The organism is Micromonospora sp. BL4 (assembly GCF_003667505.1).
In the GTDB taxonomy this organism is placed as follows: Bacteria; Actinomycetota; Actinomycetes; order Mycobacteriales; family Micromonosporaceae; genus Micromonospora.
This window is the reverse complement of sequence record NZ_RCVJ01000136.1, coordinates 75,998-87,966: the sequence shown is the minus strand read 5'-3', so window position 1 is coordinate 87,966 and position 11,969 is coordinate 75,998. Positions and strand designations below refer to the sequence as shown.

At 70.4% G+C, this 11,969-nt stretch carries 10 protein-coding genes and 1 pseudogene; 6 read left to right on the top strand and 5 right to left on the bottom strand.

Annotation, left to right across the window (positions count from 1 at the left end; all coding sequences use genetic code 11):
* Positions 1–3: 3 nt before the first annotated feature.
* Entirely contained in the window at positions 4–441 is a 438-nt protein-coding gene (locus tag EAD89_RS16580) for a VOC family protein (protein ID WP_121676370.1), read from the bottom strand.
* A 14-nt stretch (positions 442–455) separates the two neighbouring features.
* A pseudogene (locus EAD89_RS16575) lies at positions 456–602 on the bottom strand (VOC family protein); the annotation flags it as partial.
* Between the two features lie 351 nt (positions 603–953).
* Here EAD89_RS16575 and EAD89_RS16570 point away from each other — a divergent pair.
* Positions 954–1,739, top strand: coding sequence for a DUF427 domain-containing protein (locus tag EAD89_RS16570; RefSeq protein ID WP_233578753.1), 786 nt, complete (start codon positions 954–956; stop codon positions 1,737–1,739).
* Between the two features lie 99 nt (positions 1,740–1,838).
* The gene (locus EAD89_RS16565) at positions 1,839–3,134 is read left to right on the top strand and encodes a phosphodiester glycosidase family protein (RefSeq protein ID WP_121676369.1); all 1,296 of its coding nucleotides are present in this window, start codon (positions 1,839–1,841) and stop codon (positions 3,132–3,134) included.
* A gap of 96 nt (positions 3,135–3,230) precedes the next feature.
* On the opposite strand, the gene EAD89_RS16560 is transcribed toward EAD89_RS16565, so the two are convergent.
* Positions 3,231–5,366, bottom strand: a complete 2,136-nt coding sequence (locus tag EAD89_RS16560) for an MMPL family transporter (protein ID WP_121676368.1) — start codon at positions 5,364–5,366, stop codon at positions 3,231–3,233.
* 109 nt (positions 5,367–5,475) lie between these two features.
* Here EAD89_RS16560 and EAD89_RS16555 point away from each other — a divergent pair, with 109 nt between their 5' ends.
* The 4 genes from EAD89_RS16555 (at position 5,476) to EAD89_RS30765 (ending at position 10,301) form a co-directional block, all read left to right on the top strand.
* The gene (locus EAD89_RS16555) at positions 5,476–6,786 is read left to right on the top strand and encodes a sensor histidine kinase (RefSeq protein WP_233578751.1); all 1,311 of its coding nucleotides are present in this window, start codon (positions 5,476–5,478) and stop codon (positions 6,784–6,786) included.
* Complete coding sequence (locus tag EAD89_RS16550) at positions 6,738–7,382, top strand: response regulator transcription factor (protein ID WP_121676366.1); 645 nt, start codon at positions 6,738–6,740, stop codon at positions 7,380–7,382. Before EAD89_RS16555 ends, EAD89_RS16550 begins: the two co-directional genes overlap by 49 nt.
* A 202-nt stretch (positions 7,383–7,584) precedes the next feature.
* On the top strand, positions 7,585–9,684 hold the full coding sequence (locus EAD89_RS16545; RefSeq protein WP_233578750.1) for an MMPL family transporter: 2,100 nt from the start codon (positions 7,585–7,587) through the stop codon (positions 9,682–9,684).
* Between the two features lie 275 nt (positions 9,685–9,959).
* The gene (locus EAD89_RS30765; protein WP_199733532.1) at positions 9,960–10,301 is read left to right on the top strand and encodes a hypothetical protein; all 342 of its coding nucleotides are present in this window, start codon (positions 9,960–9,962) and stop codon (positions 10,299–10,301) included.
* A 113-nt stretch (positions 10,302–10,414) separates the two neighbouring features.
* Here the strand turns inward: EAD89_RS30765 and EAD89_RS16535 are convergent, their stop codons facing one another.
* Positions 10,415–10,507, bottom strand: a complete 93-nt coding sequence (locus EAD89_RS16535) for a hypothetical protein (RefSeq protein ID WP_233578748.1) — start codon at positions 10,505–10,507, stop codon at positions 10,415–10,417.
* A 352-nt stretch (positions 10,508–10,859) separates the two neighbouring features.
* Positions 10,860–11,894, bottom strand: a complete 1,035-nt coding sequence (locus EAD89_RS16530; protein WP_121676363.1) for an HNH endonuclease signature motif containing protein — start codon at positions 11,892–11,894, stop codon at positions 10,860–10,862.
* Between the last annotated feature and the right edge of the window lie 75 nt (positions 11,895–11,969).

Genomic DNA, 11,969 nt, shown 5'->3' with positions numbered 1-11,969 from the left:
GGCTCAGTCCGTGCTGCCGAAGTCGGGGACGGTGATCGTGCCGTCCTCGGCGAGGGGGAAGCCCGGGTTCCAGGCGATCTCCCACACGTGACCGTCCGGGTCGGTGAAGTAGCCGGCGTAGCCGCCGTAGAACGTCTCGCGGGCCGGCTTGGTCACCTTGGCGCCGGCGGCCACCGCCGTGCCGATCACCTCGTCGACCTCCGCCTGCGAGCGGACGTTCTGCGCCAAGGCCACGCCGCCGAAGCCGTCGGTGCCCCGATCGTCGACGCCCGCGTCGTCGGTCAGCTTGTCCCGGCCCCACAGCACCACCGCCAGGCCGCCGGCCTGGAAGAAGACCGTCTCCTCGACCTCCTGGCCGCGCCAGCCGAGCTGTTCGTAGAAGGCTCTTGCGCGTGCCACGTCGGTGACGCCGAGGGTGACCAGGCTGATCCGTTGTTCCATGGCGGCAGGTCCAATCAAGCTGGGGCGTGGCAGACGGCTTCGACGTTGTTGCCGTCCGGGTCGCGGACGAACGCGGCGAAGTAGCTCGGGTGGTACTCCGGCCAGACCCGGGGCGCGTGCAGCACCTCCGCGCCGGCCTTGATGGCGGCGTCGTAGAAAGCGGCGCTGGTCGGCACGTCGCGGACCTGGACGGACATGTGGTCGATCATTGCAGGCTTATCCACGCGTCAACGGGTGGGACTGAACGCCACGCTAGCGGCGGGGTGTGACGCGCCCGCGTTCGTAGCGGCTCGCCACGGAAGAGCGCCCCGCCGTTCCGCCGACCTCGTTGGCCAACCCCCTTGACGCCGTCGATGGCGTAGGTCGGCCTCAGCCTCGGGGCTGGTCGCCGAGGCGGTGACGGATGCCTCCCCACTGGGCCGACCGATCCGCCGTGCGCTCTGGCGAGGCCGATTTGGCGCCTCGCGTCCCGCTGCACCGCACTGATCGTTGAACCGGTACCCGATCTGGGTGTGGCAGCGCAGGAGGACAAGGTGCCGGATTACCCGAAGGCGATCGCCCTGGTCGACCGCATTGAGCCGGTGCCCCGCCGGATCCGTGCCTTCCTCGCCGGGGAGCGGGTGCTGGACACGACGCGGGCGCAGTACGTGTGGGAATGGCCGTTCTACCCCCAGTACTACATCCCGATCGCCGACGTGAATCGCAGCCTGCTGATCGATGAGCAGCGCACGGAGGAGTCGCGGCGCGGCACTGCGCGGCTGCACGGGCTGCGAGTCGGCGAGACGGTCCGTCGTGCGTGCGGGTCGTGGTACGGCGACGACGCGCTGCCGGGGCTGGCGGACACGATCCGGTTCGACTGGGCCGACATGGACAGTTGGTTCGAGGAGGATGAGGAGGTCTTCGTGCACCCCCGCAACCCGTATGCCCGGGTGGACGCGCTGCGATCCACCCGCAGCGTTCGGGTGGAACTGGACGGGGTCGTCCTGGCCGAGTCGACGTCGCCTGTGCTGGTCTTCGAGACCGGTCTTCCGACGCGCTACTACCTCAACCGCACCGACGTGAACGTCAGCCACCTCGTGCCGTCCGCGACGACGACCGCCTGCCCGTACAAGGGACGGACCAGCGACTACTGGTCCGTCCGTGTCGACGGCACAGTCCACCCGGACCTGGCCTGGTCGTACGCCTTCCCCACCGCGGCGCTCCTGCCGATCGCCGGCCTGATCGCCTTCTACAACGAGAAGGTCGATCTGGTCGTCGACGGCGAGCGGCTCAGCCGACCGAAGACGCACTTCTCCTGACCGAGCTGTATCGCAGAACGCCCTTTCTTACGCTCCAATTCGACTCGGAGTCAGGCGAAGTCGGGTACCTGGTTCCGTTGCGCCGCCAGGCTCACGGGCATGACTGTTTCCACTCCTGGCCTGTCCGGCTTCCGCCGCGCCGGGGCGCTCGCCGCCGCCGCGCTGGCCGCGGTCACCCTCGGTGTCGTTCCGGGGGGCCAAGCCGAGGCCGCCGCCAGCACCCTGCCGATCGGCGACGCCGACCTGGCCGAGGTCCGTACCAGCAGCACCCTGGCTGCCGGTGTCACGCTGACCCGCATCGTGCGGGGCACCGAGCCGGCCCCCGCCGACCAGATCAACACGACCACGCGCGGCCCGTGGGTGGTCAACGTGCTCACCATCGACCCGCGCCGCGCGCGGGGGCACCTGAAGGCGACGTACGGCCCGGACCTCAGCCAGGTCGAGAAGACCACCGATCTGGTACGCGCCTCCGGGGCGCTGGCCGGCGTCAACGCCTCGTTCTTCACCTTCACGGCCAGCCAGCAGTACCCGGGTGACCCGGTGGGGCTGGGGCTCTACGGCGGGAAGCTGCTCAGTGAGCCGACCACCGATCCGGCCGAGGTCAACTTCGTCGTCGACGCCAACAGCAACCAGGCGCTCACCGGGAAGGTGGCGTGGTCGGGCAGCGTACGGAACCGGCGGACCGACGCCACCCTGCCGCTGGAGTTCATCAACCACCCGCCGGTGATCCCCGCCGACTGCGCCGCCCTCACCGACCAGACCCGGTGCGGTGTGCCCGGCGACGTCGCGCAGTTCACCCCCGAGTTCGGCGCGGCCACCCCGGCCGGCGCCGGCGTGGAGGTCGTCCTCAACCGACTGAACTGCGTGGTCCGCACCGCGACCACCCGGGGCACCACCCTCGCCGCCGGCCAGACCTCGTTGCAGGCGACCGGCAAGGACACCGTTGCCCTGCTCGGCGTCGCCGGCAAGGGCTGCGTGGACCGGGACTCGACGCTCACCGACCAGCAGGGCCGAAAGCTTGCGCTGCGGCCCGGGCTCTTCGGCGTGAACGGCCGGTACCCGTTGACGGCGGACGGTCAGATCGTGGTGCCGGACGGCGCGCCCGGTGACAGCTTCTTCGCCCGCAACCCGCGCACCGTCGCCGGCACCACGCGGGACGGGAAGATCGTGCTCGCCACCATCGACGGGCGGCAGAGCACCAGCGTCGGCACCACCCTGGCCGAGACCGCCGCGGTCGCCCAGGCGCTCGGCATGTCCGACGCGATCAACCTCGACGGCGGCGGGTCCACGGCCATGGCCGCCGCCGGCGCACTTGTCAGCCACCCGAGCGGGGCCGAGCGGGCCGTCGGCGACGCGCTCGTCTACGTGGCCGGCCGGTACCGCAGCGGCAACTGACCACGGCAACTGACGAAGGCCGCAGCAGCGGCCACGTCCGTACTCCACCTCGGGTGCGGCCGGCCCCCCTACGACGGGCGCCGGCCGCACCCGCACCTACGACGCTGCCGGCGCCCTCTCGGTCGGCGGCGCCGCGACCGGCCGGAACGTTGGCCGCGCCAGGGCGCTCGGCCACCAGGTGCGGGGGCCGATGTGCAGCGCCAGCGCCGGGACGAGCAGGCTGCGGACGAGGAACGTGTCGAGCAGCACCCCGACGCCGATGATGACCGCCGTCTGCACGGACGGCACCAGCGGCAGCACGCTGAGCGCGCCGAACGTGGCGGCCAGCACCACACCCGCGCTGGTGATCACCCCGCCGGTCACGGTCAGCGCATGCAGCACGCCCTGCCGGTGCCCGAGCCGCGCCGTCTCCTCCCGAGCCCGGGTGGCGAGGAAGATGGTGTAGTCCACGCCGAGGGCGACGAGGAACAGGAACGTCTGCAGCGGGATCCCGACGAAGAGCTTCGGGTAGCCCATCGCGTCGAGGATCAGCCCGGCCGCGCCCATCGCGGCGACGTAGGACAGGACCACGCTCGCGAGCAACAGCAGCGGTGCGACCAGCGACCGCAGCAGCAGCACCAGGATGATGAAGACGACCGCCAGCACGAGTGGCACCACGACCCGGTTGTCCCGGCCGACCGTCCGTTCCTCGTCGAGCAGGTACGCGGAGTCCCCGCCGACCAGCGCCTGCGCGCTCGGCACCGCGTGCACCGCGGCGCGGAGCCGGTTGACGGTGTCCAGCGCCGCGTCGCTGTCCGGCGTGTGGACCAGGACCGCCGCGATGCGCACCCAACGGCCGTCCGGCGAGGACTCCGGCTCGCCCACCTCGGCAACCCCCGGCACGGTACGGACGGCGGCCACCACCTGGTCGGCCTGGCCGGCGGCGGCCAGGATCTCGGCGGGTGCGACCGCTCCCCTCGGGTAGTGCGCCTCGATCATCCGTTGGCCGGTGACCGAGCCGACCTCCTTCGTAAAGGACTCGTCATGCGGCATGCCGATGCTGAGGTTGCCAATGCCGAAGCTGAGAACCACCAGCGCCGCCGCCGTGCTCAGCCACACCGCGCGGGGCCGCCGGCCGACGAAACCGGCGATCCGGCGCCACACCCCGTGCTCGGCCGCCACGTCGAGCCCGACCGCGTCCGGTGTGTATCGCGGCACGAACGGCCAGAACAGCCACCGCCCGAAGATGACCAGCACGGCCGGCAGCAGCGTGGTCATGGCGAGGAACGCCGCCGCGATCCCGACCGCGCCGACCGGCCCGAGCCCCCGGGTGGACGGCAGTTGCGCGGCGAGCAGGCACAGCAGGCCGATCGCGACGGTCGCCGCCGAGGCGGCGATCGCGCCGATCGACCGTCGCAGCGCGACGGCCATCGCCGCGTGCCGGTCGGCGTGCCGGCGCAGTTCCTCCCGGTAGCGGGCGATGAGCAGCAGGGCGTAGTCCACGCCGACACCGAAGACCAGCACGGTCAGGATGCTCTGGCTCTGGAAGTCCACGGCCAGCCCGGCGTGCCGGGCCAGCAGGTACACCACGGCGCTGGCGAGCTGGCTGGCCACCGCGACCGTGATGAGCGGGATCAACCACAGGACCGGGCTGCGGTACGTGACGAGGAGCAGCAACGCGACGGCGGCCGCGGTCGCCAGCAGCAGCGTGCTGTCCATGCCGGCGAACGCGTCGAAGACGTCGTCCTCGCCCCCGGCCGGACCGGTGAGCGCGGTCCGCAGGCTGGCCGGTGCGTCCCTGCTCAGCTGCTCCTTGACGTCGGCCACGGCGTCGGCCCGCTGGTCGGCGTCCCCCGCGATCGGGAAGGAGAGCAGCAGCGCCTGCCCGTCCTCGCTGGCCACCGGCGGGGACACCTGGCCGCCGTCGGCGTACCGGGTGAACGCCGTGCGGTCGCCGTCGACCTTCGCGCGGTCCGCGTCGGTGAGCCCGCTCTCGCGGACGTAGACGGCGACGGCCAGGGGCTTCTGCGAGTCCGGGAACGCCTCCTCGGCCCGCTGCACCGCCCGGCTGGCTTCGGCGGTGGCGGGCAGCGCGCCGAGGGAGTCGTTGTCCTGCACCTCGGTCAGCTTGATCGCCAGCGGCCCGGCCGCCGCGACGAGGACGAGCCAGAAGACGAGCATCACGTACTTGCCGCGTCGGCCGGACGGCATTGCGGCCAGTCGGTGCCGCGCGGTTTCCTGTTGCCTGGTCATGCCTTCGATCCTTCGGCCGCCACAGGTGGAAGGCAGGGGTGGCAGGTCCCGAAGACAGGTGGTGGTAGCACCACCGATTCCGGTGGCGCATCGGGCGGAGAATGACGCCGTGGACCGCTCCGTACGCTCGACCGTCTGGCAGCAGATCCGGCCCGGCGCGCTCGCCGCCGTGCAGGGTCTGGCCGTGGCCCTGCTCAGCCTGAGCACCAACGTGGCGCTGTTCGCGCTGTCGGTGGTCTCCCTCGCGCTCATCCCCGCCCTCGGCATCGGGTTCGCCCTCTTTCCCGCGGTGACCGTGCTCGTACGGCTGTCGCTGACGGCGCAACGCCGGCTGAGCCGGTGGACCGGCGCGCCGATCGCGTCGCCGTACGCGCCGGTGCCCGCCGGTGCCCGGCTCGGCACCTGGCAGCGGTTCCGGTGGGTGGTCTCCGACCCGGCGACCTGGCGGGACTTTGCCTGGCTGATCCCCGGCGCGGTCACCGGCGGCGTCTGCCTGCTCGCGTTCGTACTCCCCGCGTACGGGCTGGAGGGCGCCCTGTTCGTGCCGCTGGTGCTCTACCTGACCATCGGCTGGTACGGCTACGGGGTGTTCTGGCCGATGGACAACCTCGTGAAGGCGTGGCTGGCCGCGCCGCAAGGATGGCTGATCCTCGCCGGCGGGCTGGCCGTCGCGCACTGGCTGGTGTGGCTGCACTTCCGCTTCGCCGGCTTCTTCCTCGCCCCCACCCGGGCGCAGGAACTGGCCCTGCGGGTCCGGCACCTCGCCGCCACCCGCGCTGACACCGTCGACACGCAGGCCGCCGAGCTGCGCCGCATCGAACGCGACCTGCACGACGGTGCGCAGGCCCGGTTGGTCGCACTGCGGATGAGCATCGGCCTGGCCGAGCAGCTCATGGCCAACGACCCGGCACGGGCGGCGCGACTGCTCAGCGAGGCGCAGGAGACCAGCGGCCACGCCCTCGCCGAACTCCGCCACCTCGTCCGCGGCATCTACCCGCCCGTACTCGCCGAACGCGGCCTCAACGGGGCGGTGCAGGCACTAGCCCTCACCGTCGCGCCGCCCGTGGACGTGGACGTCGACCTGGACCTGCCCGGCAGCCCGCCCGCGGCGGTCGAGTCCGCGGCGTACTTCGCGGTGGCCGAGCTGCTCACCAACGTGGCCAAGCACAGTGGCGCCCGGCGCGCCTGGGTCTCTCTGGTGCACCGGGACGGTGTGCTGCGCACGGAGGTCGGCGACGACGGGCGCGGCGGCGCCATGCCGGACGCAGGGACCGGCCTGGCGGGCGTACGACGCCGTCTGGCAGCCTTCGATGGCACGATGACCGTGACCAGTCCGCCCGGCGGACCCACCGTCGTGACCATGGAGCTGCCGTGCGAGTTGTCATCGCGGAGGACCTTGCCCTCCTCCGGGACGGGCTGACGCACATCCTCCACGCGAACGGACACCAGGTCGTCGAGGCCGTCGCCGACGGACCGTCCGTGCTGCCGGCGCTCACCCGGCACCACCCCGACATCGCCGTCGTCGACGTACGCCTCCCACCCACCTTCACCGACGAAGGCCTGCAAGCTGCCCTCGCGGCCCGGATGCAGCTGCCCGGGCTACCGATCCTCGTGCTGTCCCAACACGTCGAGCAGCTGTACGCCCGGGAACTCCTCGCCGACCGCAACGGGGGAGTCGGCTACCTGCTCAAGGACCGGGTGTCCAACGTCGGCCAGTTCATCGACGCGCTACGCCGAGTGGCCGGCGGCGGGATGGTGATGGACCCGGAGGTGGTGACCCAACTGCTGGCCCGTACCTCCGGCATGCAGCCACTGCGGGACCTCACCGCCCGGGAGCGGGAGGTGCTGGGTCTGATGGCCGAGGGACGGTCGAACGCGGCAATCGCGGGACGGCTGTTCGTCACGGAGAAGGCGGTGAGCAAGCACATCAACAACATCTTCAGCAAGCTCGGGATGCCGCCGTCCGATGACGACAACCGGCGGGTGCTCGCGGTGCTCGCGTACCTGAACAGCTGAAACTCACGCCGCCCTCGGAGCCCAAGCATCCGAAAAGGAGTGCCGAGCGACGGTACTCTGCACAGCGGGTAGCGAAGACTGCCGGCAGAGTGACGGGCGGGTGCCCTGGGCGCTCCGAGCCCAGACGTCGGTGGTGCCGAACAAACGGGGGATAACCATGTTCGAGCGGCTGGGCAGATTCGTTGTGGGCAGAGCGTGGTGGGTGATTGCCGGGTGGGTGGTCGCGGCAGCCGCCATCATCGCCACCACACCGTCCCTGAGCGACATCACCTCCGCCGATCAGGAAAGCTTCCTGCCCCGCTCGTACGAATCGGTGCAGGCCACCGAGCTCGGGCAGAAGGCGTTTCCGCAGCAGGCCACCGCGACGGCGATCATCGTGGTCAAGCGCGCCGACGGACAGAAGCTCACGCCGGCGGACGAGGCGAAGGTGGGCCAGCTCGCCCAGGCGCTCAAGGCCAAGAACATCCCGCACACGTCCGGCTACCTGACCGGTCCGCCCGCGGTCGCGCCGGACAAGTCGGTGCAGATCATCAACGTCGGGCTCGACGCCCCCACCCCCGACGACCCGGCGCTGCTCGACGCCGTACGCGATCTGCGCGCGGACATCGGCCCGGAGCTGGCGAACAGTGGGCTGACCGCGGGTGTGGCCGGCGACGTGGCGAGCTTCGTCGACAACGAGGACACCTTCAACAGTGCCTTCGCCGTGGTCGGCATCGCCACGATCATCCTGATCATCGGACTGATCCTGCTCATCTTCCGCAGCCCCATCGCCGCGCTGCTGCCCGTGGTGGTCGTCGGCGTCGTCCTGAGCATCACGACGGGTCTCGTCGCCGCCGCGGGCAAGGCCTTCGATCTCAGTGTCAGTCAGGATCTGCAGACGATCCTGCTGATCGTGCTGTTCGGCATCGGCACCGACTACATCCTGTTCCTGCTCTTCCGCTACCGGGAGCGGCTGCGCGCCGGTGACGACAAGCGCACCGCGATGATCGTCACCGTCCAGCGGGTCGGCGAGGTCATCACCTCGGCCGCCGGAGCGGTCATCGTCGCGTTCCTCGTGCTGCTCCTCGCCAGCCTGGGCTTCTTCGGCTCGCTCGGCCCGGCGCTCGCGATCGCGGTCGGCGTCATGCTGGTCACCTCGCTCACTCTCGTCCCGGCGGTCGTCTCGCTGCTCGGCCGGTACGTCTTCTGGCCGTCGAAGGCGTGGCAGCGTACGCCCAAAGCCACCATCTCGCACCGGCTCGGCACCGCCGTCGGACGCCGGCCGGCACTCGTCGCGGCGGCCTCCGGCGTCCTCCTGGTCGCGCTCGCCGCAGGCGTACTGGGCTACAAGGCCGACTACGACTTCAGCGCCGGCTTCCCGCAGGACACCGAGTCGGCGAAGGCCGCCCAGGACCTGCAGCGCGGGTTCGCCGCCGGTGCGCTCGCCCCCACCGAGGTCTACCTGACCACCAGCAACGGGTCGCCGCTGACCGAGCAACAGGTCAGCGAATTCGCGGCGGCCGTGGCGAAAGCCCCGGGTGTGGGCCAGGCGCAGCCCCCGGAGCGCAGCACCGACCCGAGTGTGGCCCGGGTCAACCTGCTGCTCAATGAGAATCCGGTCTCCAACGAGGCGATCAACCTCGTCCGCGAGGACCTGCGCGGTGCCGTGCACGCGTCGGCCCCGCCCGGCACCCGGGCGCTGGTCGGCGGGACCACCGCGATCTTCGCGGACATCAACTCGGCGAACAACCGCGACCTGTCGGTGATCCTGCCGGTCGCGGCCGGCCTGATCGCGCTCATCCTCGCGCTGCTGCTGCGCAGCCTGGTCGCGCCGATCTACCTGGTGATCGCGGTGCTGCTCAACTTCGCCGCCACGCTGGGCGCCACGGTCTACCTCTTCCAAGGGCTGCAGGGCGAGCCCGGCGTCACCTTCCAGCTTCCGATCATCCTCTACCTCTTCGTGGTGGCGATCGGGACCGACTACAACATCCTGATGATCGCCCGACTACGCGAGGAAGCGCGCGAAGGCAACGAGCCACGCAAGGCCGCCGCCATCGGCGTGGAACACGCCGGCCCGACCGTCGCGGCGGCCGGACTGATCCTGGCCGGGACGTTCGCGGTGCTGCTGCTCGCGCCGATCTCGTTCCTGCAGCAGATGGGCTTCGCGGTGGCGATCGGCATCGTGCTGTCGGCGTTCGTCATGTCGATGTTCTTCGTTCCGGCGCTGACCGCGCTCATCGGGCACAAGGCGTGGTGGCCGGGGCACGGCGACGAGCGGCCGACCAGCGGGCGGCACGCCCGTGCTGTGGACCAGCCGGTTTAACCCGACGAGGCTGCCGGACCAGCGTGGTTGTCCGCGGCGGTGGCCGCGCGGGCGTACGCTCGGTGCCGTGGTGGCGACGGGGCGTCGATACCGGTACGTCGGCCCGGCGGACGTGCGAGCGTCGGTCGACGACTTCCCCGAGGGCGCGCCGATCCGATCATCGATCGATCTCGACGCCTACCTGGCGGCCGCAGATCCGCGCGACCGTGACGAGCCGTTCACCTACGTCATCGACCCTGGCGGCACGCTGCTGCTCGCGCCGAGACGCAGCGAGCATGTCGCCTGCGCCGGCGGTGGGGAGGTCCTCGGCGCGGGGGGAGATCGCCTTCGCTGGCGAGCGGGACGACTGGGTCGTGAGCGAGGTGAGCAACCAGTCCACCGGCTACTGCCCCGATCCGGCCTCCTGGGCGGCGGTGGCGGATGCCCTCGATCGGGCTGGTATCGGCCGCCCGGAAGGCTTCACCGCGGCGGTCGTCTTCCGGCGCTGCCTCGCCTGCGGCGAGCGCAACGTCGTCCGCGACGACGACTACATCTGCGCGCTCTGCGGCGCTGAGCTGCCGGAGGATGTGGAACCCCGGCTGACGGCTCAGCCGGCGACCGTCCAGCGCTCGCGTTGACGACCGAGCCGCCGACGGGCTCAGCGAGGTTGTTCAGGGAGCTGAATGGCTCGTTGCAGCCCACCCGCAGATCGCCCTGGGGGGTTCAGCGTGTGCCCGAGGTCCGTGAGTTCTTACTCGACGTGTTGCGGCGCGCTCGCCTTGGCCACCTGGCTCCGTACGAGCCCGTCGGCCTCCATTCCGCGCAACGTCTCGGTCAGCACCATCTGGCTGATCCCCGGCAGGCGGCGGCGCAGCTGCGCGTGCCGCTGCGGCCCGGCCGGTCTCCCGCGGGAACTCGGCCGAGCTCACGTCAACGAACTGCTGCAGCTCTGCCACCGGGCGGGTCTTTGAGGTCGGCCGGGCGGACTTCGGGTTGCCGAGGACGGTCTCCTTCGACACCTGGTTCAGTTGCACATGGCAGCCACACGGCAGCGACGGGAAGTCATTCCGGACGGCCGCTTCGACGGCCCGCCGGCTGCCTGCCCGTCCGCTTGCGCGTTGAAGCAGGCGGGATTTGAATGTGGCTCCGTCTCAATCTTCGATGGCGCCCTTGTCCCACCTTGAAGGTCATGACAGTTACTCGGCGGCTGGGCCCGTCTCTTTAGAACGCGTCCTCTGCAGATTCCAGAGATCTGTGGCCCATCTCAGATGAGCCACCAAGTATTCCTCACGCGGGCGGACCTGAGACGGGATGACCAGCTGCCTTCCGCCGAGTTGAACCAGATCTGGAAACGGGTCGAGAGAGGGGCTCAGGCGTACCACCCAGTCCGAGGGATCGATGGCGAGGAGGAAGCCGTCGAAGAGCGAGTGCAGATCTCGGCGAAGGAGGACGCCGCCGGCGATGTCATGCTTTGGCGTGTCGCAGTAGCGGTATAGGTGGGCCGCCTCGATGGCTCGCGCGGGTTGGGGTCCGGTTATGAGACAACGGTCCCCGAATCGTTGGCGCAGTACCTGCCGGAACTGAGCCTGGCCGATGCGAACATGCCCAAGCCTGGAGCGATGGCCGGCCGGTAGCTGCGGGTCAGTGGCTTCAACCCACCATCGGAGGCTGGAGTCGTAGGCCTGTCCGAACAGCTGGGTGATCAGTTCAGGGTCCAGTGGCCGTATCGATTGCTGAGCCGATCGATTGAGATATGCAGGCGCTATCTCCGTCACCCGGAGATCTGCTGTCGGCCTCCAGGTGCGAGCGTAGTCGCAGATATAAACGGTGACATCTATCTGTTCCTGCGCGGGCTCGTCGAACAGGTTCTGGCAGGGCGAGCACTTGTAGCGAGGGGTCAACTGCTTCCGTGTCTTGAAGGCGGTATTGCCGCAGCGTGGGCAGCGACGCCTCACCTTCGTTGCGGTCTCGGTCTGCACGTCGTCGATCCAGCCGACGCCGAGCACATGGCTACCATTGCGCAGGACGGCCAGAGCACCCGGTTGAACAGCGCGGTGGTTCGGGACAGTGCTGTCCCAGGCATACCTGCTGCCGAGAACGTCGGTGTACCCAAGGTTTCCGCCGAACTGCCGCTCCGACTCGTCGATGGTCAGCAGGCTCCATGCACGGTTCATGGCAGAGGTTTCTACAGCAGCCGCACCAGCTTCGCTGCCCCTCGGCAGCGAACTCATGGGGCGCTTCGGGCAGTCGATCGTTCCTGCTGAAGCCGTCGTCCCGCTTGAAGTTCTGACGGTTGGGGGATCCCG